20 protein-coding genes are annotated in these 20,863 nt (G+C 42.8%); 19 read left to right on the forward strand and 1 reads right to left on the reverse strand.

Annotated elements, in window-relative coordinates:
* Position 1: 1 nt before the first annotated feature.
* The 6 genes from NSQ76_RS08210 to spoVM all read left to right on the forward strand — a co-directional run bounded on the left by NSQ76_RS08210 (position 2) and on the right by spoVM (position 5,141).
* Positions 2–772, forward strand: coding sequence for a Stp1/IreP family PP2C-type Ser/Thr phosphatase (locus tag NSQ76_RS08210; RefSeq protein ID WP_029706534.1), 771 nt, complete (start codon positions 2–4; stop codon positions 770–772).
* On the forward strand, positions 766–2,721 hold the full coding sequence (gene pknB, locus NSQ76_RS08215; RefSeq protein ID WP_024426959.1) for a Stk1 family PASTA domain-containing Ser/Thr kinase: 1,956 nt from the start codon (positions 766–768) through the stop codon (positions 2,719–2,721). The genes NSQ76_RS08210 and pknB overlap by 7 nt, the downstream gene beginning before the upstream one ends.
* Positions 2,722–2,733: 12 nt before the next feature.
* Positions 2,734–3,630 (forward strand): ribosome small subunit-dependent GTPase A, encoded by an 897-nt coding sequence (gene rsgA, locus NSQ76_RS08220; protein WP_034623662.1) that lies wholly within the window; start codon positions 2,734–2,736, stop codon positions 3,628–3,630.
* 3 nt (positions 3,631–3,633) lie between these two features.
* The gene (gene rpe, locus NSQ76_RS08225) at positions 3,634–4,284 is read left to right on the forward strand and encodes a ribulose-phosphate 3-epimerase (RefSeq protein WP_024426961.1); all 651 of its coding nucleotides are present in this window, start codon (positions 3,634–3,636) and stop codon (positions 4,282–4,284) included.
* Between the two features lie 60 nt (positions 4,285–4,344).
* Entirely contained in the window at positions 4,345–4,989 is a 645-nt protein-coding gene (locus NSQ76_RS08230; protein ID WP_341053319.1) for a thiamine diphosphokinase, read from the forward strand.
* Between the two features lie 71 nt (positions 4,990–5,060).
* Entirely contained in the window at positions 5,061–5,141 is an 81-nt protein-coding gene (gene spoVM / locus NSQ76_RS08235; protein ID WP_008354550.1) for a stage V sporulation protein SpoVM, read from the forward strand.
* Between the two features lie 69 nt (positions 5,142–5,210).
* Here the strand turns inward: spoVM and rpmB are convergent, their stop codons facing one another.
* Entirely contained in the window at positions 5,211–5,399 is a 189-nt protein-coding gene (gene rpmB / locus NSQ76_RS08240; RefSeq protein WP_003212514.1) for a 50S ribosomal protein L28, read from the reverse strand.
* A 271-nt stretch (positions 5,400–5,670) separates the two neighbouring features.
* Here rpmB and NSQ76_RS08245 point away from each other — a divergent pair, with 271 nt between their 5' ends.
* The 13 genes from NSQ76_RS08245 (at position 5,671) to ftsY (ending at position 20,793) form a co-directional block, all read left to right on the forward strand.
* On the forward strand, positions 5,671–6,033 hold the full coding sequence (locus tag NSQ76_RS08245; RefSeq protein WP_008344871.1) for an Asp23/Gls24 family envelope stress response protein: 363 nt from the start codon (positions 5,671–5,673) through the stop codon (positions 6,031–6,033).
* 15 nt (positions 6,034–6,048) lie between these two features.
* The gene (locus tag NSQ76_RS08250) at positions 6,049–7,722 is read left to right on the forward strand and encodes a DAK2 domain-containing protein (RefSeq protein ID WP_024426963.1); all 1,674 of its coding nucleotides are present in this window, start codon (positions 6,049–6,051) and stop codon (positions 7,720–7,722) included.
* Between the two features lie 148 nt (positions 7,723–7,870).
* Positions 7,871–8,533 carry an L-serine ammonia-lyase, iron-sulfur-dependent subunit beta gene (sdaAB, locus tag NSQ76_RS08255; RefSeq protein ID WP_327822843.1) on the forward strand — a complete coding sequence of 221 codons (663 nt, stop codon included), beginning with the start codon at positions 7,871–7,873 and terminating at the stop codon, positions 8,531–8,533.
* A gap of 20 nt (positions 8,534–8,553) precedes the next feature.
* Positions 8,554–9,456, forward strand: a complete 903-nt coding sequence (sdaAA, locus tag NSQ76_RS08260) for an L-serine ammonia-lyase, iron-sulfur-dependent, subunit alpha (RefSeq protein ID WP_024424200.1) — start codon at positions 8,554–8,556, stop codon at positions 9,454–9,456.
* Positions 9,434–11,482: an ATP-dependent DNA helicase RecG gene (gene recG, locus NSQ76_RS08265; protein WP_024426964.1), complete on the forward strand. Its 2,049-nt coding sequence runs from the start codon at positions 9,434–9,436 to the stop codon at positions 11,480–11,482. Before sdaAA ends, recG begins: the two co-directional genes overlap by 23 nt.
* 112 nt (positions 11,483–11,594) lie before the next feature.
* Positions 11,595–12,161 (forward strand): transcription factor FapR, encoded by a 567-nt coding sequence (gene fapR / locus NSQ76_RS08270; protein WP_024424199.1) that lies wholly within the window; start codon positions 11,595–11,597, stop codon positions 12,159–12,161.
* Positions 12,162–12,176: 15 nt separating this feature from the next.
* Positions 12,177–13,175 (forward strand): phosphate acyltransferase PlsX, encoded by a 999-nt coding sequence (gene plsX, locus NSQ76_RS08275; RefSeq protein ID WP_024426965.1) that lies wholly within the window; start codon positions 12,177–12,179, stop codon positions 13,173–13,175.
* A gap of 16 nt (positions 13,176–13,191) precedes the next feature.
* Positions 13,192–14,136 carry an ACP S-malonyltransferase gene (fabD, locus tag NSQ76_RS08280; RefSeq protein ID WP_024424197.1) on the forward strand — a complete coding sequence of 315 codons (945 nt, stop codon included), beginning with the start codon at positions 13,192–13,194 and terminating at the stop codon, positions 14,134–14,136.
* The gene (fabG, locus tag NSQ76_RS08285; RefSeq protein ID WP_025092570.1) at positions 14,136–14,879 is read left to right on the forward strand and encodes a 3-oxoacyl-[acyl-carrier-protein] reductase; all 744 of its coding nucleotides are present in this window, start codon (positions 14,136–14,138) and stop codon (positions 14,877–14,879) included. The genes fabD and fabG overlap by 1 nt, the downstream gene beginning before the upstream one ends.
* 81 nt (positions 14,880–14,960) lie before the next feature.
* Positions 14,961–15,194 (forward strand): acyl carrier protein, encoded by a 234-nt coding sequence (acpP, locus tag NSQ76_RS08290; protein ID WP_003212028.1) that lies wholly within the window; start codon positions 14,961–14,963, stop codon positions 15,192–15,194.
* Positions 15,195–15,375: 181 nt separating this feature from the next.
* The gene (rnc, locus tag NSQ76_RS08295; RefSeq protein WP_008344850.1) at positions 15,376–16,119 is read left to right on the forward strand and encodes a ribonuclease III; all 744 of its coding nucleotides are present in this window, start codon (positions 15,376–15,378) and stop codon (positions 16,117–16,119) included.
* Between the two features lie 105 nt (positions 16,120–16,224).
* Positions 16,225–19,785, forward strand: a complete 3,561-nt coding sequence (gene smc / locus NSQ76_RS08300; protein ID WP_341053324.1) for a chromosome segregation protein SMC — start codon at positions 16,225–16,227, stop codon at positions 19,783–19,785.
* A gap of 21 nt (positions 19,786–19,806) precedes the next feature.
* Positions 19,807–20,793, forward strand: coding sequence for a signal recognition particle-docking protein FtsY (gene ftsY, locus NSQ76_RS08305; protein WP_341053326.1), 987 nt, complete (start codon positions 19,807–19,809; stop codon positions 20,791–20,793).
* Positions 20,794–20,863: the final 70 nt, after the last annotated feature.

Genomic DNA, 20,863 nt, shown 5'->3' on the forward strand with positions numbered 1-20,863 from the left:
AATGTTGATAAGGGCAGCCTTTCAAACCGATACAGGAAAAGTCCGTCAGCATAATGAAGATGATGCAGGTATTTTTGAAGCAAAAGAAGATACCCTTCTAGCTGTTGTAGCAGATGGAATGGGAGGTCATCTTGCTGGTGATGTCGCCAGCAGGATGGCCGTCTCTTCTTTAAAAGAATACTGGGAAGAAACATCTTCAATCCCAGCAAAACCAGCAGAGCAAGAAAGCTGGTTAATCTCAAAAATTAGTGACATTAATGATCAAGTATATGAACATGCGAAAAACAATGAGGAGTGCCAAGGAATGGGGACAACCATTGTTTGTGCGCTCGTTCATTTGCAAACGGTCACAATTGCCCATATTGGCGACAGCCGCTGCTACTTGCTAAGAGAAGGAGCACTGACCCAGCTAACAGATGACCATTCACTTGTAAATGAGCTTGTGAAAACAGGTGAAATTTCTAAAGAGGATGCAGAATATCATCCAAGAAAAAATGTGCTTACGAAAGCATTAGGAACAGATAAACACGTTCAAATCGATGCACATACCTTTGAAGTGGACCCTGGAGATCAAATCCTGCTTTGCTCAGATGGTTTATCAAATAAAGTAGAAGAAGAGAATTTGATTCATATTTTAAACCAAACGACCGCACCAGATGAAAAAGTAACAGCATTAATCCAAACAGCGAATGACAACGGCGGTGAAGATAACATTACAGCAGTATTGTTAGAAATCTCCTCCCAGCCAGAGGAGGGTGACAGCAAGTGTTGATCGGAAAACGGATCAGCGGCCGTTATCAGATTCTTCGCGTCATAGGCGGAGGCGGAATGGCAAACGTTTATTTGGCGGAGGATATGATTTTAGATCGCGAAGTCGCGATTAAAATTTTGCGCTTTGACTTTGCAAGCGATGATGATTTTATTAGACGTTTCCGGCGCGAGGCGCAATCAGCCGCAAGTTTAGATCATTCAAATATTGTCAGCATCTACGATGTAGGGGAAGAAGATGACATTTATTATATTGTCATGGAATATGTCGAGGGGATGACGCTGAAAGAATACATACATGCCAATGGCCCGCTTCATCCGAAAGAAGCCGTTCGCATTATGGAGCAAGTGGTTGCGGCAATGGAAGAAGCCCATGCAAAGCAGCTCGTCCACCGGGACATTAAGCCTCACAATATATTAATAGACAACATGGGGAATATTAAAGTCACTGATTTTGGGATTGCCATTGCACTCAGCTCAGCGACCATCACCCACACAAATTCGGTTCTAGGATCCGTGCACTATTTGTCTCCAGAGCAAGCCCGCGGAGGTCTTGCGACGAAAAAGTCAGACATCTATTCACTTGGAATTGTGCTCTATGAACTCATTTCTGGACGCATGCCATTTGAAGGGGAATCAGCTGTCAGTGTTGCGCTGAAGCATTTGCAATCAGAGCCGCCATCTGTAAGAAGATGGAATCCTTCTGTTCCACAAAGCGTGGAAAACATCATTTTAAAGGCAATGGCCAAAGATCCATTTTATCGATATGAAGATGCATCTGAAATGCAAAAAGATCTGCAAACTGCTTTCGACCCTTCAAGACTAAAAGAAAAACGCTTTGTCATTGAAGAGGATCATGAAGCAACGAAAGCGATCCCAATCATTCAAGATCATCAAGTCGATCAAGACAATGAAAAAACAGCTGTCCATCCGGTGCAAAAACCGAAGAAAAAAGAGAAACAAAAGCCGAAAAAGAAACGAAAAAAATGGCCTTGGGTTGTGGCATCCATCCTGTTTATTCTAACTGCTGCGACCATTTTAGCCATCACTGTGTTTCCCGGACTGCTCTTTCCAAAAGATGTTGAGGTCTCTGATGTATCTGGCATGACGATTGAAAAAGCAGAGGACACCTTGAAGAAAGCCGGCTTTACCGTTGCCTCTGAACCAATTGAGATCGCTGATGAAAAAATTGAAAAAGGGCTTGTCGTCAAAACAGACCCGAAAATCGGCACAAAGGTAAAAGAAGGAACCGAGATTCAGCTTTACCAAAGTACTGGCAAAGAAAAGACCGAATTACCTGATGTAACAGGTGAAAAGGTCGATAAAGCAAAAGAATTATTAGAGAAAAAAGGGTTTAAGCAAGTTGTTGTGGAGGAAGTAAATGATAATGACACCGAATCTGGAATTGTCATGGAACAGAAACCTTCAGCGAGTACTGAGCTTGTGGCAGCAGATGAAGAAGTGACGTTGACGGTCAGCATAGGTCCTGCCGATATTACTTTGCGGGATTTAACGACATATAGTAAACAGGCTGCATCGAATTATTTAGAGGATAACGGATTAAAGCTTGATGAAAAAGAAGCGTATTCTGATGATGTACCAAAAGGTGAGGTCATGAAGCAGGAGCCAGGAGCAGGTACTGCTGTGAAACCAGGGGATACGGTTAAGATCACCTTCTCACTCGGACCGAAGAAAAAACCGGCTAAAACGGTAACTGAGAAGATTGCCATCCCGTATGAGCCAGTCACTGAAGGGCAAGAGATGACCGTTCAGATTTCCATTGACGATGCTGAGCATAGCATTTCTGATTCATATGAAACCTTTAACATCACTGCACCAACTGAACGGACCATTAAATTTAAGATTGAACCGGGTCAAAAAGGATACTATCAAGTGACGGTTGATGATAAAGTCGTAAGCTCTAAAACAATCGAATACCCTGACGATGAATAAAGGAGGGACTTTATGCCTGAGGGCAAAATTATTAAAGCATTAAGCGGATTTTATTATGTGCTCGATGAGTCTCTAGAAAGTGGAAAAGTGATTCAGTGCAGAGCGAGAGGCATTTTTCGAAAAAACAAAATCACACCTCTAGTTGGAGATTATGTCGTATATCAAGCGGATAACGATAAAGAAGGCTATTTATTAGAAGTAAAAGAGCGGACAAACGAACTTGTTCGTCCGCCTATTAGTAACGTCGATCAAGCGGTGCTCGTTTTCTCCGCGACAGAACCGACCTTTAGCACATCGCTTTTAGACAGATTTCTAGTGCTGGTGGAAGCAAATGATATTAAGCCGATTATCTGTATCACAAAAATGGACTTATTGAAAACAGATGAAGAGCGTGAAAGTATTCAAGGCTATGCAGAGGACTATCGGCAAATTGGATATGATGTTCATGTAACATCCACGATCGAGGGAGACGGAATTGAAAAGCTGACCCCGCATTTTCATAATAAAATCACTGTATTTGCCGGTCAGTCTGGTGTAGGTAAGTCCTCTCTTTTAAATGCGATGAGTCCTGATTTGGCGCTGAAAACCAATGATATTTCCTCTCATCTTGGAAGGGGAAAGCATACGACAAGACATGTCGAACTTATTCGTACAGCAGAAGGGCTCATTGCAGATACACCTGGCTTTAGCTCGCTCGAATTTACCGGCATTGAAACGGAAGATTTAGGCCTTTACTTTTTAGAAATCAAAGAGCGGAGTGCAGATTGTAAGTTTAGAGGCTGTCTGCACGTGAAAGAGCCTGGCTGTGCAGTAAAAGGCGCGGTCGAACAAGAGCAAATCAGAGCGTATCGCTATCAGCATTATTTAGAGTTTTTAACTGAAATCAAAGACAGAAAGCCGAGGTACTAACTCATGGTTTATATTGCCCCTTCCATTTTATCAGCAGATTTCGCCAATTTGGAGAAAGATATCCGTGATGTGGAACAAGGCGGAGCGGATTACATTCATATCGATGTGATGGACGGCCATTTTGTACCGAATATCACATTTGGACCGAATGTTGTGGAAGCGATCAGACCGCATACAAAGCTGCCGCTCGATGTTCACTTAATGATTGAGCAGCCAGACCGGTATATTCCTGCATTCGCAAAAGCAGGTGCTGACATTATATCTGTCCATGTAGAGGCTTGTCCGCACTTGCACCGCACGATACAGCACATAAAAGAACAAGGCGTAAAAGCAGGTGTCGTCTTGAACCCGCACACACCTGTTTCCCAGATTGAGCATGTATTAGAGGATGTAGACCTTGTCTTATTCATGACGGTGAATCCTGGTTTTGGCGGACAGGCGTTCATTCCATCTGTCCTCGAGAAGGTAAAAGAAGTGAAGACCCTTAGCGAACAAAAGGGCTTATCAGACTTACTCATAGAAATAGACGGCGGTGTCAATGTAGAGACTGCAAAGAGCTGTAAAGAGGCGGGCGCTAACTTACTTGTGGCCGGCTCAGCGGTATACGGTAAAAACAACCGTGCAGCCGCCATTCAGGCCATTCGAGAAGCGTAAAAAAAGGAACCAAAGTCACTCTGATCTTTGGTTCTTTTTACATGGAGAGGAGCGTATATCATGCACATACATATCGTAGCCGGCGGTCCTTTTGAATACATCCCGCCCCTTGAACAGGAAGCATCACAGGACGATATTCTCTGGGTCGGTGTAGACCGGGGGACGCTTTTTTTACTAGAACACGGCATCATGCCTGCCAAGGCTTTTGGTGATTTTGACAGTGTGACAGAAGAAGAGCTTTGTGAGCTGAAAAAGAAATTGCCTGCCTTGAATGTATTTCAGGCTGAAAAGGATGAAACCGATTTAGAGCTTGCGCTGAACTGGGCCATGCGCCAGCACCCAGCGCATATTCACATCTACGGCATTACAGGAGGAAGAGCTGATCACTTTCTAGGAAATATTCACCTTCTATATCAAGGCATTCAGCACAAGCAGAACATCACTCTTGTAGATAAGCAAAATATCATTCAAATGTTTGGACCTGGTACATACGATATAAAAGAAGACCCGGATAAAAAATATGTGTCGTTTCTGCCCTTTGGTACATCGATTGAAAAGCTGACATTAAAAGGTTTCAAATATCCTCTGAAAAATTGTCATATTGAGCCTGGTTCCACACTATGTATTAGTAACGAACTCATCCACTCAAATGGTACTTTTTCTTTTCATGAAGGCATATTAATAATGGTAAGAAGCAAAGATTGACCAACCTATCAATGTGGATGGCTGATTAAGCTCAATTGTGCTGCAAGCGGTACTTTTAGGAGGGGGACAAAATGAAATTTTATACAATCAAACTGCCTAGATTTCTTGGCGGCATTGTCCGTGCGATGCTTGGTTCATTTAAAAAAGATTAATGAGTAATCTCCTTTATTTCCACATAAAAACGCCTGCTACAGTTTATTGTAGCAGGCGTTTACTCTTGCTTATACACGCTCAACTTTACCAGATTTCAAAGCTCGAGCTGATACATATACTCTTTTAGGCTTACCGTCCACTAGAATACGAACTTTTTGAAGGTTCGCGCCCCATGTACGTTTTGTAGAGTTCATTGCGTGAGAACGGTTGTTCCCAGCTTTTGTTTTTCTGCCTGTAATAACGCATTTACGTGCCATTTGTTTCCCTCCTAACTGCGAAAACATCATCATATTCTTCATATACGTACTTAGAGATGCCTCAAGATACTTTAATAATTTACCACAGCTTCAAGGGGTTTGCAAGGATTGTTTACTCCTCTTTCAAGAAAAATACCTTGACATCTTGATAAAAAATCAAGGCTATAGTATAAGTAGGATTGGGTCGGATTGAATGATTTCTTTAAAAAAGAAGGGTCTTATAGTAAAATAGTGATAACTCAGGGCAATTTCTCAAAAAGGGGGAACCAATGTGTCCATTGAACTTAGAACGAAATACGGACAAATTGATATATCAAATGAAGTCATTGCAATGGTGGCAGGAGGCGCTGCGATCGATTGCTATGGTATTGTTGGCATGGCGTCCAAAAATCAAATCAAGGACGGCTTGACGGATATTCTCCGCAAAGAGAACTTCAGCCGGGGTGTTCTTGTGCGTCAAAAAGAAGACCGCATTCATATTGATATGTACATCATCGTCAGCTACGGTACAAAAATATCAGAAGTCGCACATAATGTTCAAACGAAAGTCAAATACACGATTCATCACACAATTGGACTTTCTGTTGACTCGGTCAACATTTATGTACAAGGAGTAAAAGTTACGAACCCGTAGTAAGGAGGAAATATATTGTCTATTAGAAATCTTGATGGCCGCTCATTTGCAAAAATGATTCTTGCAGGTGCTCACCATCTTTCTCAAAACGCACAAATTGTTGATGCGTTAAATGTTTTTCCAGTGCCAGATGGAGACACGGGGACAAATATGAATTTGTCGATGACTTCAGGGGCAAAAGCAGTTGAAGAAACAAATACCGATCATATTGGGAAGGTCGGCGTGGCCCTCTCGAAAGGCTTATTGATGGGCGCAAGAGGAAACTCTGGCGTGATCCTGTCACAGCTCTTTAGAGGTTTCAGTAAACATATTGAACAAAAAGAAACGATTGATGCAAAAGAATTTGCTCTTGCCTTACAGGCGGGTGTTGATACAGCATATAAAGCCGTGATGAAACCGATTGAAGGAACGATCTTAACAGTTGCAAAGGATGCAGCAAAGAAAGCGGTTGCTGTTTCGGCAGCAGAGGATCAAATTGACCGCGTTCTAGAGTTAACGATTGAGGAAGCAAGAGCATCACTTGATCGAACGCCAGATCTGCTTCCTGTCTTAAAAGAAGTGGGTGTTGTCGATAGTGGAGGTAAAGGACTTCTATGCGTATATGAAGGTTTCCTTGCTTCATTAAGAGGAGAAGAGCTTCCTCCTAAAGCGGCTTCTTTACCTACTCTAAAAGAACTCGTTAGTGCAGAGCATCATAAAAGTGCGCAAAGCCATATGAACACAGAAGATATCGAATTTGGCTACTGTACTGAATTTATGGTGAAATTTGAAGAAGACAAACAGTCCTTTGATGAGAATGCCTTCAGACAAGACTTAAGTGAATTCGGAGATTCACTTCTTGTGGTGTCTGACGATACACTGGCGAAAGTTCATATTCATGCAGAGCAGCCAGGAGATGTCTTATCCTATGCACAGCGCTACGGCAGCTTAATTAATATGAAAATAGAAAACATGAGAGAGCAGCATAGCTCAATCGTGAACGAAGAAAGAGAACACGCACCTGCTGCACCAAAAGCACCTGCTGCTGAAAAACAGCGCTTTGGCGTCGTCAGTGTCGCAATGGGAGAAGGAATTGCTGACTTGTTCAAAAGTATCGGAGCTTCCGTCGTCATTGAAGGCGGACAGACGATGAATCCGAGCACAGAAGACATTGTCACAGCAATAGAAAGCGTACATGCCGAAACCGTCTTTATCTTACCTAATAATTCTAATATTGTCATGGCAGCTAAACAGGCGGCAACTGTCTCAAACCGTGAGGTCGTTGTCATTCCGACGAAGACCGTTCCTCAAGGAATGTCGGCACTTCTTTCTCTCAATGAAGCAGCTTCAAATGAAGACAACGAAAGAGCGATGCTAGAAGCGATTGACCATGTGAAAAGCGGGCAAATTACCTTTGCAGTAAGAGATACTCAAATTGATGGAATCGACATTGCGAAAGGTGATTATATGGGTCTGTTCAACGGGAAAATTACGTTAACAGCGAAAAATCAATTAGATGCAGCAAAAGAACTTCTTACCAAAATGGTGACAGAAGATGATGAGATTGTCACCATCATTAAAGGGGAAGATGCATCATCTGATGAGCTGGATGCACTGCAAGCCTTTATTGAAGAAACATTTGAAGATGTAGAAGTTGAAGTCCACGATGGAAAACAGCCGCTTTATTCATATATTTTGGCGGTTGAATAACGAAAGAAGGGCAAATAAAGCCCTTCTTCTTCTTTTGCAATTTTTTACTAGCCATTCCACGGTGAAATGAGTTGCGGGAAACGAATGAATCCATTAGTCTAAAGAAAGAACCAAACCATACGCGAGTGGTGATGAGAGGGGAAGACCTATGAAATTTAGAAGTGTGTTTGATATTATTGGACCTGTCATGATTGGGCCATCAAGTTCGCACACAGCGGGTGCGGCTCGTATAGGGAGAGTAGCTCGCAGCTTATTTGGAAGAGAACCGAAACGAATTGTCGTTTCATTTTATGGTTCTTTTAAAGATACGTATAAAGGACACGGTACAGATGTCGCCATTATTGGCGGTGTTCTTGACTTTGATACATTTGATGAACGAATCAAAACAGCGATCGATATTGCAAAAAGCAAAGAGATCGACATTGAATTTAAAGAAGAAGAGGCGGTGCCGGCGCATCCGAATACAGCAAAAGTAGAGATTTCAGATGTGAACGGAAGCCTTGAACTAATCGGGATTTCCATCGGCGGAGGGAAAATTGAAATCACAGAATTAAATGGCTTTGAGCTCAGGCTTTCAGGGAATCATCCTGCCATTCTTGTGGTTCATAACGATCGCTACGGGACGATTGCGGCAGTTGCCAATGTCTTAGCGAAATTCGCCATCAACATCGGTCATATGGAAGTGGCGCGTAAAGATGTCGGGCAAGAGGCACTGATGACGATTGAAGTGGATCAAAATATTGACCCAGCTGTCCTATCAGAGCTTGAAACGCTGCCAAACATTATTCAAGTCACACAAATTGCAGAGTAACAACAAGGAGGTTATGAATGATGTTTAAAAACGTCAAAGAACTCGTGCAGCTAACAGAAGAACGGAATACCTCCATTTCAGAAATTATGATTGTGCAAGAAATGGAAGTGACAGGGAAGTCACGTGAAGAAATTTTCTCCCAGATGTACCGCAACCTAGAAGTGATGGAGCAGGCCGTTGAAAACGGGCTGAAGGGTGTGAAATCATTATCAGGTTTAACAGGCGGAGATGCAGTCAAACTTCAAGCCTATATCGCATCAGGCAAAACACTGTCTGGTCATACGATATTAGATGCTGTCAGTAAAGCAGTTGCAACAAATGAAGTCAATGCCGCAATGGGAACCATTTGTGCAACGCCTACAGCAGGCTCAGCAGGTGTTGTACCAGGTACGTTATTTGCAGTAAAAGAAACATTAAAGCCAACAAAGGAACAAATGGTCAGATTCCTATTTACTTCTGGCGCATTTGGTTTTGTTGTGGCGAATAACGCGAGCATTTCCGGTGCAGCAGGCGGCTGTCAGGCAGAGGTAGGTTCTGCATCAGGTATGGCGGCAGCAGCGATTGTCGAGATGGCAGGAGGTACACCGCAGCAATCTGCAGAAGCGATGGCGATTACACTGAAAAATATGCTTGGACTTGTTTGCGATCCAGTAGCGGGACTTGTCGAGGTACCTTGCGTGAAACGAAACGCAATGGGTGCATCTAACGCCATGATCGCAGCAGACATGGCTCTTGCTGGCATCACAAGCCGCATTCCTTGTGATGAAGTCATTGATGCGATGTACAAAATCGGTCAAACGATGCCAACAGCTCTTCGCGAAACTGCACAAGGCGGTCTCGCTGCGACACCGACAGCAAGAGAGCTTGAAAAGAAGATTTTCGGAGGTGTGACCTCATCTCGTGATACAGAAACTGCAAGATAATGTCTCTGTCCTGAAGGGGATTGGAGAGGAAACCGAAAAAACACTCAATGAACTTGGAATCTACACAGTAGCCGATTTACTCGGCTACTTTCCTTATCGATATGACGACTATGAGCTTCGTAACTTAGAAGAAGTCAAACATGACGAACGTGTCACAGTTGAAGGAAAAGTACATAGTGAGCCCGTTCTCACCTATTATGGAAAAAAACGAAGCAGGCTGACATTCAGGCTGCTTGTCGGGCGTTTTCTCATTACAGCGATTTGTTTCAATCGCCCATATTTAAAACGAAGCCTTGTGTTAGGTGATACAGTTTCCGTTACAGGAAAATGGGATAAAAACCGTCAATCTATCATGGTGCAGGAATTTAAAAAAGGGACGCACGAGCAAGATGGCAGTATAGAGCCCGTTTATTCAGTAAAAGAAAATGTGACCGTGAAAATGATGAGGCGCTTTGTAAAGCAGGCCTTGTCACTTTATGCAGACAAAGCGGAAGATCCATTGCCAAAGCAGCTTGTTTCTGCCTATAAACTCATGTCCTATCAGGAAGCATTAAAAGCCATTCATCTTCCAGAAACAAGAGACTCGCTCAAGCAAGCAAGACGCCGTTTTGTGTACGAGGAATTTCTCATTTTTCAGCTGAAGATGCAGGCGATTAGAAAAAAAGAACGAGAGAGAACATCAGGCATCCAGCATCCGTTTTCCAAAGAGGCTGTTTTTGAGTTTGTTAACAGCCTGCCATTTCCGCTGACGAAGGCACAATCAAGAGTACTTGATGAAATCATGTCGGACATGGCGTCTCCATATCGAATGAACCGGCTGCTTCAAGGAGATGTAGGTTCAGGGAAAACAGCTGTTGCAGCCATTGCGCTTTATGCCGCTCATTTATCAGGTTTTCAAGGTGCATTAATGGTCCCAACAGAAATTTTGGCAGAGCAGCATGCCGATTCACTTTACCAGCTGTTTGAAAAATGGGGGCTGAATATCGCCCTTTTGACAAGCTCTGTGAAAGGAAAGCGACGCAGAGAATTGCTTGAACGTTTAAAAGAAGGCGAGATTGACATATTAGTCGGCACGCACGCACTCATTCAAGACGAAGTCGAATTTCAGCAGCTCGGTCTTGTCATCACAGATGAGCAGCACCGGTTTGGCGTAGAGCAGCGGAAAAAACTGCGAAGTAAAGGACAGGACCCAGATGTCTTGTTTATGACGGCCACACCTATTCCGCGAACACTTGCGATCACTGTCTTTGGAGAAATGGACGTATCCGTCATTGATGAATTGCCAGCTGGCAGAAAACAAATCGAAACGTATTGGGTGAAGCATGACATGCTTGAGAGAATTCTTGCTTTTGTGGATAAAGAGCTGAGAAAAGGAAGACAGGCATATATCATTTGTCCGCTCATTGAAGAATCAGACAAGCTTGATGTCCAAAATGCGCTTGATGTCCATAGCATGCTCACTGAGGCATACCGCGGCAAGTGGTCGATCGGCTTAATGCATGGGAAGCTGGCGAGTGATGAAAAGGATCAGGTCATGAGAGCCTTTACCGCAAATGAAGTACAAATTCTCGTTTCAACCACAGTTGTTGAAGTCGGGGTCAACGTGCCGAATGCAACCATCATGGTCATTTATGATGCAGACCGCTTCGGACTGTCTCAGCTTCATCAGCTAAGAGGCCGGGTCGGACGAGGAGAGCATCAATCATTTTGTATTTTAATGGCTGATCCGAAGTCAGAAACGGGGAAAGAGCGGATGCGGATCATGTCCGAAACAACCGATGGCTTTGAGCTGTCTGAAAAAGACTTAGAACTAAGAGGACCCGGCGATTTCTTCGGTAAAAAACAAAGCGGGATGCCTGAATTTAAGGTAGCAGATATGGTTCATGACTATAGAGCACTGGAAACGGCTAGAAAAGATGCGGCAGACCTTGTCCAATCGGACGCCTTTTGGACTGATCCCGAATACAAAGAACTTCGGCAAACGCTGATAGACAGCGGTGTGCTGGGCGGAGATAAATTAAGCTGATCAAACGCTGGAGGAATTTTCTTGTCTTTTTGAAACAAGGATTGATTTATCATCTATGAGATTATATACTACTATTAGTACCTAGTCATAAATGTACGGATGGTGTCTGCATATGAAACTAAATAAAAAAGAACGTCAAAAGCTTCTCCAGCAAACGATCAGCTCGACTCCATTCATTACTGATGAAGAATTGGCAAGTAAATTCGGTGTCAGCATACAAACGGTTCGTCTTGATCGTTTAGAGCTGTCGATCCCTGAATTACGCGAAAGAATTAAGCATGTGGCCGAAAAGACATTAGAGGATGAAGTAAAGTCACTTCCACTGGATGAAGTGATTGGAGAAATGATTGATGTAGAGCTTGATGATCAAGCCATTTCCATTTTAGAAGTGAGAAAAGAGCATGTATTCAGCCGAAACCAAATTGCCAGGGGACATCATCTCTTCGCCCAGGCAAATTCGCTGGCAGTTGCCGTCATTGACGATGAACTGGCTTTGACAGCAAAAGCGAATATCAGGTTTACAAGGCAGGTGAAACAAGGCGAAAGAGTCGTCTCTAAAGCCAAAGTAGCCTCACATGATAAAGAAAAAGGAAGAACCGTAGTTGAAGTAAACAGCTATGTTGGTGAGGAAGTTGTCTTCTCAGGTGACTTCGTCATGTATCGCTCAAAACAAAAGTAAAAGGTGGCACGTAATATGAGAATTGCAGTCGATGCAATGGGGGGAGATCATGCCCCTAAAGCCATTATTGACGGTGTGCAAAAAAGCTTAACAGCATTTTCAGATATCGAGATTACACTTGTCGGCGATGAAAACAAAATTAAACCATACATAACAAACAACGACCGCATCACAATTTTAGATGCCAAAGAAGTCATTGAACCGACGGATGAACCAGTGCGTGCAGTCAGACGTAAAAAGGATTCATCTATGGTGAAAATGGCGCAGGAAGTATCTGAAGGACGAGCAGATGCCTGCATCTCAGCAGGAAATACTGGCGCCCTCATGACAGCGGGACTGTTTATCGTAGGCAGAATTGACGGTATTGACAGACCAGCCCTTGCCCCAACTTTGCCAACACTGGATGGCAGCGGCTTCTTATTACTAGATGTTGGTGCCAACGTTGATGCTAAACCAGAACATCTCGTGCAATATGCCATGATGGGATCCATCTACGCAGAGCGTGTTTTCCCAAAGAGCAATCCGCGTGTTGGACTGTTAAATGTAGGAACAGAAGATAAAAAAGGCAACGATTTAACGAAAAAAACCTTTGAATTATTAAAAGCTTCCGACTTGAATTTTGTAGGAAATGTAGAGTCCCGTGACTTATTAGAAGGTGTTGCTGACGTTGTTGTCACAGATGGTTTCACTGGAAATATTGCGCTTAAAACGATTGAGGGCACAGCCCTTTCTGTCTTTAAAATGCTGAAAGAAACCTTAACATCCAGCTTCACAGCAAAAATAGCAGCAGGCATGATGAAGCCGAAATTGATGCAGATGAAATCTAAAATGGATTACTCTGAATATGGCGGTGCTGCTTTATTTGGTTTAAAGGCACCTGTTATTAAAGCGCACGGCTCCTCTGATGAAAATGCCATTTTCCATGCAATTCGTCAGGCGCGTGATATCGTAGAAAAAGATGTTTCAGCTATCATTCATCAAGAAGTCCAAAAAGAAACGACGAAAGAGTCTTAATTGGAGGTAAAGCAGCATGACTAAAATTGCATTTTTATTCCCTGGCCAAGGCTCTCAAAAAATTGGCATGGGAAAAGATTTATTTGACCAAGAAGCAGTATCTAAAGCTGTTTTTGAAGAAGCAGACAATACCCTCGGGTTTGACTTATCTTCTATGATTTTTGAAGGGGATGCAGAAGAACTGACGCTCACCTTTAACGCGCAGCCAGCTCTTTTAACGACAAGTATTGCCATCTTAAAGAAATTTGAAGAGAGCGGAATCAAAGCAGATTATGCAGCAGGACACAGTCTTGGTGAATACACTGCCCTCGTTGCAGCAGGCGCACTTTCGTTTAAAGATGCTGTTTATGCAGTCAGAAAGCGCGGAGAATTAATGAATGAAGCTGTTCCAGCAGGAGAAGGCGCTATGGCAGCAATTCTTGGCTTAGACAAAGCGGCACTTGAAGAAGTGACAAAAGAAGTGACAGAGAGCGGTCACCTTGTAGAGCTCGCTAACTTAAACTGTCCTGGTCAAATCGTGATCTCTGGTACAGCAAAAGGAGTAGAACTTGCTTCAGAGAAAGCGAAAGAAAAAGGCGCAAAACGTGCAATTGCCCTTGAAGTAAGCGGACCTTTCCATTCTGCATTAATGAAACCAGCCGCTGAAAAATTTACAGATGTTTTGTCAAAGCTGGATATTGCGGATGCCAAAACTCCGGTCATCTCAAACGTAACAGCAGACATCGTGACTTCTCGTGATGAAATTGAGACAAAGCTCATTGAACAACTGTATTCTCCAGTTCGTTTTGAAGAAAGTGTGGAACGCCTTATTGATTTAGGCGTCACAACATTTATTGAAATTGGTCCTGGCAAAGTGCTTTCAGGTCTTGTGAAAAAAGTGAATCGCCGCCTGACGACGATTTCCGTTTCAGATCAAGAAACAATTGAAGCAGCCATTCAAACACTCAAGGGGGATTCTTGATGCTTACAAATAAAACAGCCGTTGTAACAGGAGCATCACGCGGGATTGGCCGTTCCATCGCGATCGATCTAGCGAAAAGTGGTGCAAATGTTGTCGTGAACTATTCTGGAAACGAAGCAAAAGCAAATGAAGTCGTAGATGAAATCAAAGCACTCGGCCAGCAGGCATTTGCTGTGAAAGCTGATGTCTCAAATGCTGAAGAAGTACAATCCATGATGAAACAAGCAATTGATACCTTTGGTTCAATTGACATTCTTGTGAATAATGCAGGGATCACAAAGGACAACCTGCTCATGAGAATGAAAGAGAATGAATGGGATGATGTCATTAACATAAACTTAAAAGGTGTCTTTAACTGTACAAAAGCCGTGACACGTCAAATGATGAAGCAAAGAAGCGGAAGAATCATCAATTTGGCTTCAGTCGTTGGTGTGTGTGGAAACCCTGGACAAGCAAACTATGTTGCAGCAAAAGCTGGTGTCATCGGATTAACGAAAACAACAGCAAAAGAGCTGGCAACCCGTCATATTACTGTTAATGCAGTAGCACCAGGCTTTATTTCAACAGATATGACAGACAAGCTTGATGAAAATGTACAGACGGAAATGCTCAAGCAAATTCCGCTCGCACGCTTTGGTGCACCTGAAGATATTAGCAACGTCGTTGTCTTTTTAGCTTCAGAAGGAGCAGGTTATATTACAGGCCAAACCATCCAAGTAGATGGCGGAATGGTCATGTCCTAAGAAATATCAAAATTTCATTAGGTTTTCTCTAGTTTTTTAAAAACAATTCAACTATAATACTTTGAGGGGAGGTGAAAGGCAATGGCAGACGTATTAGAGCGTGTATCAAAAATTATTGTAGACCGCCTTGGCGTTGATGAGGCTGACGTGAAAATGGAAGCTTCATTTAAAGAAGATTTAGGCGCTGATTCCCTTGATGTAGTTGAGCTAGTTATGGAACTTGAAGATGAGTTCGATATGGAAATTTCTGACGAAGATGCTGAAAAAATTGCAACAGTCGGTGACGCTGTGAACTACATAAATAGCCAGCAATAAGCGTAACAAAGTCCCGTCTACTTTCGACGGGACTTTGAAAATTTATGTTAGCTTCAACACATTCAGCTGATCAATTGTCAGCCTTTTTCAGATGCTGGGAGCACTGTTTCCCTGCATGTAGAAAGAGAGACTCCATATAATCAGTATCCTTAAAGGCGATTACGCCTACCTGGAGGTTGCTATGCCAAAACAATATAAAGACAAACAGAAACAGAGCAAAAAACTAGAGCAATTTAGAGAATTCCAGCAGCGCATTTCTGTACACTTCAAAAATGAGAAGCTTCTATATCAAGCCTTTACCCATTCCTCTTATGTGAATGAACACCGGAAAAAACCATACGAGGACAATGAAAGACTTGAATTTTTAGGAGATGCTGTTTTAGAATTGACCATCTCTCAATTCTTATTTGCAAAATATCCAGCGATGAGCGAGGGAGATTTAACGAAACTAAGAGCGGCGATCGTATGTGAACCGTCACTTGTATCACTAGCACATGAGCTGTCCTTTGGAGACCTTGTTCTTTTAGGAAAAGGCGAAGAAATGACAGGCGGCAGAAAACGCCCAGCACTCTTAGCGGACGTATTCGAGGCGTTTATCGGTGCACTTTATTTAGATCAAGGGCTGGAGCCGGTTGAACGGTTCCTAGAAGCGTACGTTTATCCGAAAATTAATGATGGAGCGTTCTCGCACGTCATGGACTTTAAAAGCCAGCTGCAAGAATTTGTGCAGCGCGATGGAAAAGGTGTGCTTGAATACCGTATCCTGCATGAAAAAGGCCCTGCACATAACCGGGAATTTGAAGCAAATGTATCCCTTCGAGGTGAAGTGCTCGGAATTGGAAATGGACGCTCTAAAAAAGAAGCAGAACAGCACGCTGCACAGGAAGCACTTGCTAAATTGCAGAAACATCATATGAACCAATAAAATCCCCCTCGTTATTCAGGGGGATTTCACTCTGTTTTCCATCATCTTTTTTCACTTCATATGGTAAGATGATAGTACTTTAAATACATAAGGAGGATCACTCTCATGTTCCTCAAACGTTTAGACGTGATAGGATTCAAATCATTTGCACAGCGAGTGACCGTGGACTTTGTTAAAGGGGTCACAGCTGTTGTTGGACCAAACGGAAGCGGCAAAAGTAATATTACCGATGCCATCCGCTGGGTACTTGGAGAACAATCAGCGAAAAGCCTCCGCGGAGGAAAAATGGAAGATATCATTTTTGCAGGAAGTGACTCAAGAAAAAGAGTCAATCTAGCAGAGGTGACTTTAACGTTAGATAACGAAGATCACTTTTTACCGATCGATTTTCATGAAGTCAGTGTGACAAGAAGGGTTTATCGTTCAGGCGAAAGTGAATTTCTCATAAACAATCAATCTGTCCGCTTAAAGGATATTATTGATCTTTTCATGGATTCAGGTCTTGGAAAAGAAGCTTTTTCAATCATCAGTCAAGGAAAGGTAGAAGAAATTCTATCAAGCAAGGCAGAAGAGAGAAGAAGCATCTTTGAAGAAGCGGCTGGTGTTTTGAAATATAAAACAAGAAAGAAAAAAGCCGAGAATAAACTGTTTGAAACGCAGGACAACTTAAACCGAGTAGAAGATATTCTGCATGAACTAGAAGATCAAGTAGAACCATTAAGAATGCAAGCATCCATTGCAAAGGATTATTTGCAAAAAAAAGAAGAGCTTGAAAATGTCGAAATTGCCCTAACTGTCCATGACATCGAAGCACTTCATGAAAAATGGACAACACTTGGTGAAGCAGTCGAGCGCTTCAAACAAGATGAAATGAAGCAGTCTACAGATATCCAAGCAAAAGAAGCCAAAATTGAAGAGTCGAGAGACCGCATTCAAGCGCTTGACGAATCAATTAATGACCTGCAAGAAGTTCTTCTTTTCACAAGTGAAGAATTAGAAAAGCTTGAAGGTAAAAAAGAAGTGCTAAAAGAACGGAAAAAAAATGCGGCCGCAAACCAAGGACAGCTTGAAGAAACGCTCGTTCGTTTAACTGAAAAACAGTCGCTGTTAACAGAAAAGATTGAGCAGCAGAAAATCACGCGGGACAGCCTGCAAAAAGAAGTGCGCCAGCTAAAAGATGAAGTGAAAACAAAGCAGCATCAACTGTCGCTTCATAGTGAAGATGTGGAAGGTCAAATTGAACAGCTGAAAAGCGATTATTTTGATCTGCTCAATGAACAGGCTTCCATCCGAAATGAACGTAAATTACTAGAAGAACAGCAGCGCCAGGCAGCGATGCAGCTAGAGCGGCTGACGCAAAATAACCAAAAACATATCGAAGAACGAGTGTCTGTCAAAGAAAAGAAAACAGAAGCTGAGCAGCAGCTTTCAGCACTGGAAGAAGACATTCTGGCTCAAGTTAAACGCTTTAGAGAAGCAGAACAAAAGCTTGAGCAAATGAGACGTCAATACGAGAAAAAAGAAACGGCTCTTTACCAAGCCTATCAATACGTACAGCAGGCAAAATCCAAAAAAGAAATGCTTGAATCCATGCAGGAAGACTTCTCAGGCTTTTTCCAAGGAGTGAAAGAGGTCTTAAAGGCAAAAGAACGGTTAGGCGGTATTCATGGTGCCATTGCAGAGCTGATTCAAACGGATCAGCAGTATGAGACAGCGATTGAAATTGCGCTGGGTGCAGCCACGCAGCACGTCGTTACAGAAAATGAAGCAGCTGCGAGACAAGCGATTGGATACTTAAAGCAGCACTCCTTTGGACGTGCAACCTTCCTGCCAATGAACGTGATCAAAGAAAGAACCATTCAGCTCAGAGATGTTCAAACAGCAGAGCAACATGCTGCATTTATCGGTGTAGCGAGTCACCTCGTTTCCTTTGACGAAAAGTATCAAAAGGTGATTCAGAACTTGCTTGGAACTGTGCTGATCGTTAGAGACTTAAAAGGTGCCAATGAACTGGCGAAAATGCTTGGACATCGTTACCGCATCGTGACCCTTGATGGAGATGTCGTAAACCCCGGCGGTTCAATGACTGGTGGCGGCGTAAAGAAAAAGAACAACTCTCTTCTTTCAAGAAACCGGGAGATCGAAACGTTAACAAAGCAGCTCGTTGAAATGGAAGAGAAAACAACGATCCTTGAAAAAGAAACAAAAGAAACGAAGCAACTAATCGGAGTAAACGAAAGCCAATTAAACGAACTGCGTCAGCGCGGCGAAACGCTTCGTGAAAAGCAGCAAGATCTCAAAGGAAAGCTATACGAACTGCAAGTTGCAGAAAAAAATATCAATGCTCATCTTGAACTCTATGATCAAGAAAAAGAAGAATTACAGCAGCGTTTTACTGAACTCGCGGATAAGGACAAAAAGCAGGTCGCTCTTGAAACCTCTATAGGTGAGAAACTGACGGCTCTTGATCAAGAGATCAATACATTAACAAAGCGTAAGCAGACGCAAAGCTCAACGAAGGAAACCATTTCAGCTGAATTAACAGAGCTGAAAATCTCGCTTGCCAAAAAAGAGCAGTCCTTAGCGAATGAACAAGAAAAGCTTTCGAGCTTAATGGCTGAATTAGAAGAAGCTGAACAGACGCTGATGGAAACAAAAGAAGATCTGTCACTCTTAACAAGTGAAATGTCATCTAGTTCAAGCGGAGCCGAACAGCTGGAAGAAGCGGCGAAAGAGAAGCTGGAAAACAAAAACAAAACAACCGCCCTCATTTCAGAGCGGCGTAAGCAGCGCCTCGCTCTTTCTGAAACATTAGAATTCGCTGAACGTGAGCTTAAAGAACAAAAACGTTTGTATAAGCAGCTCACCACAAGCTTAAAAGATGAAGAGATTAAGCTTGGCCGTATGGAAGTCGAGCTCGATAACCTGATCGCTTATTTGAACGATGAATATGCTCTTTCATTTGAAGGAGCAAAAGAGATGTATCAGTTGACGTTATCGCCAGATGAAGCAAGAAAACGAGTGAAGCTGATCAAACTAGCCATTGAAGAGCTTGGAACCGTAAACTTAGGCAGCATTGACGAGTATGAACGTGTGAATGAACGCTATCTCTTCTTAACAGAACAGCGAAATGATCTGACAGAAGCGAAAAATACATTATTCCAAGTCATCGAAGAAATGGATCAAGAGATGACAAAGCGTTTCTCTGAGACATTCTCTCAAATCCGCGGTCACTTTGAATCTGTTTTCCAAGCATTATTTGGCGGTGGAAGAGCAGATCTTAAGCTGACAGATCCAAATGATTTACTCAACTCTGGCGTTGATATTGTCGCGCAGCCGCCAGGGAAAAAACTGCAAAACTTAAGCCTTCTTTCAGGCGGAGAGAGAGCCTTAACAGCGATCGCTTTACTATTCTCTATTTTAAAAGTGAGACCTGTTCCATTCTGCGTGTTAGATGAGGTAGAAGCGGCACTTGATGAAGCAAATGTTTTCCGTTTTGCGCAATATTTAAAGAAATACAGCCAGGAAACACAGTTCATTGTCATTACGCACCGCAAGGGAACAATGGAAGAAGCCGATGTGCTCTACGGCGTGACCATGCAGGAATCAGGTGTTTCAAAGCTTGTATCTGTCAAACTAGAAGAAACGAAAGAGCTTGTCCAGTAATTAAAGGAGGTTTTTGAACCAATGAGCTTTTTTAAGAAATTAAAAGAAAAATTTACGCAGCAAACCGATTCAGTATCAGAAAAGTTTAAAGATGGACTCGAAAAAACGAGAAACTCCTTCCAAGGAAAAGTAAATGAACTGATTTCCCGCTACCGCAAAGTCGACGAAGACTTTTTTGAAGAGCTGGAAGAGGTTCTGATTGGAGCTGATGTCGGTTTCACAACTGTGATGGAACTGATTGATGAGCTGAAAAAAGAAGTGAAATTAAGAAACATTCAAGACCCAAGCGAAGTACAAGCGGTCATTTCTGAAAAACTGGTTGATATCTACAATAGCGGAGAGGAACAAATCTCTGCACTGAACATTGAAGACGGGCGTTTGAATATCATTTTATTTGTAGGCGTCAACGGTGTTGGGAAAACAACGACGATCGGCAAGCTTGCAAACAAGCTGAAAAATGAAGGGAAATCCGTCATTTTAGCAGCAGGTGATACGTTCCGTGCCGGTGCGATCGAGCAGCTTGAAGTGTGGGGAGAGCGTTCAGGTGTTCCTGTCGTCAAACAAACAGCAGGCTCTGATCCAGCAGCGGTGATCTATGATGCCGTTCAATCAGCAAAAGCGAAAAATGCGGATGTCCTCATCTGCGATACAGCAGGAAGACTTCAAAACAAAGTCAACTTGATGAAAGAGCTGGAGAAGGTCAAGAGAGTCATTGAGCGCGAGGTTCCAGATGCACCTCATGAAGTATTACTCGCTCTTGATGCGACAACGGGTCAAAACGCCATGGCACAAGCCAAGGAATTTTCTAAAGCGACAAATGTGACAGGGATTGCTTTAACAAAGCTTGACGGTACTGCAAAAGGCGGAATTGTTCTTGCGATTCGAAATGAGCTGAACATTCCCGTGAAGCTTGTTGGTTTAGGTGAAAAGGTGGACGATCTGCAAGAGTTTGATGCAGAATCGTATGTGTATGGATTATTCTCAAACGTGATTGATCAACAAGACTAACAAAAAAATGCCGGCGAAACTGCTGGCATTTTTATTTATACGCCGCTTCATGAAGTGACAAGATAAAAAC

This window comes from Bacillus sp. FSL M8-0256 (genome assembly GCF_038005765.1).
In the GTDB taxonomy this organism is placed as follows: Bacteria; Bacillota; Bacilli; order Bacillales; family Bacillaceae; genus Bacillus; species Bacillus safensis.

Excerpts from the sequence above, each read along its gene's own strand:
- NSQ76_RS08210 (WP_029706534.1), top strand. The coding sequence starts at position 2 with ATGTTGATAAGGGCAGCCTTTCAAACCGATACAGGAAAAGTCCGTCAG.
- rsgA (WP_034623662.1), top strand. The coding sequence starts at position 2,734 with ATGCCTGAGGGCAAAATTATTAAAGCATTAAGCGGATTTTATTATGTG.
- rpe (WP_024426961.1), top strand. The coding sequence starts at position 3,634 with ATGGTTTATATTGCCCCTTCCATTTTATCAGCAGATTTCGCCAATTTG.
- NSQ76_RS08230 (WP_341053319.1), top strand. The coding sequence starts at position 4,345 with ATGCACATACATATCGTAGCCGGCGGTCCTTTTGAATACATCCCGCCC.
- spoVM (WP_008354550.1), top strand. The coding sequence starts at position 5,061 with ATGAAATTTTATACAATCAAACTGCCTAGATTTCTTGGCGGCATTGTC.
- rpmB (WP_003212514.1), bottom strand. The coding sequence starts at position 5,399 with ATGGCACGTAAATGCGTTATTACAGGCAGAAAAACAAAAGCTGGGAAC.
- sdaAB (WP_327822843.1), top strand. The coding sequence starts at position 7,871 with ATGAAATTTAGAAGTGTGTTTGATATTATTGGACCTGTCATGATTGGG.
- sdaAA (WP_024424200.1), top strand. The coding sequence starts at position 8,554 with ATGTTTAAAAACGTCAAAGAACTCGTGCAGCTAACAGAAGAACGGAAT.
- fapR (WP_024424199.1), top strand. The coding sequence starts at position 11,595 with ATGAAACTAAATAAAAAAGAACGTCAAAAGCTTCTCCAGCAAACGATC.
- plsX (WP_024426965.1), top strand. The coding sequence starts at position 12,177 with ATGAGAATTGCAGTCGATGCAATGGGGGGAGATCATGCCCCTAAAGCC.
- fabD (WP_024424197.1), top strand. The coding sequence starts at position 13,192 with ATGACTAAAATTGCATTTTTATTCCCTGGCCAAGGCTCTCAAAAAATT.
- fabG (WP_025092570.1), top strand. The coding sequence starts at position 14,136 with ATGCTTACAAATAAAACAGCCGTTGTAACAGGAGCATCACGCGGGATT.
- acpP (WP_003212028.1), top strand. The coding sequence starts at position 14,961 with ATGGCAGACGTATTAGAGCGTGTATCAAAAATTATTGTAGACCGCCTT.
- rnc (WP_008344850.1), top strand. The coding sequence starts at position 15,376 with ATGCCAAAACAATATAAAGACAAACAGAAACAGAGCAAAAAACTAGAG.
- smc (WP_341053324.1), top strand. The coding sequence starts at position 16,225 with ATGTTCCTCAAACGTTTAGACGTGATAGGATTCAAATCATTTGCACAG.
- ftsY (WP_341053326.1), top strand. The coding sequence starts at position 19,807 with ATGAGCTTTTTTAAGAAATTAAAAGAAAAATTTACGCAGCAAACCGAT.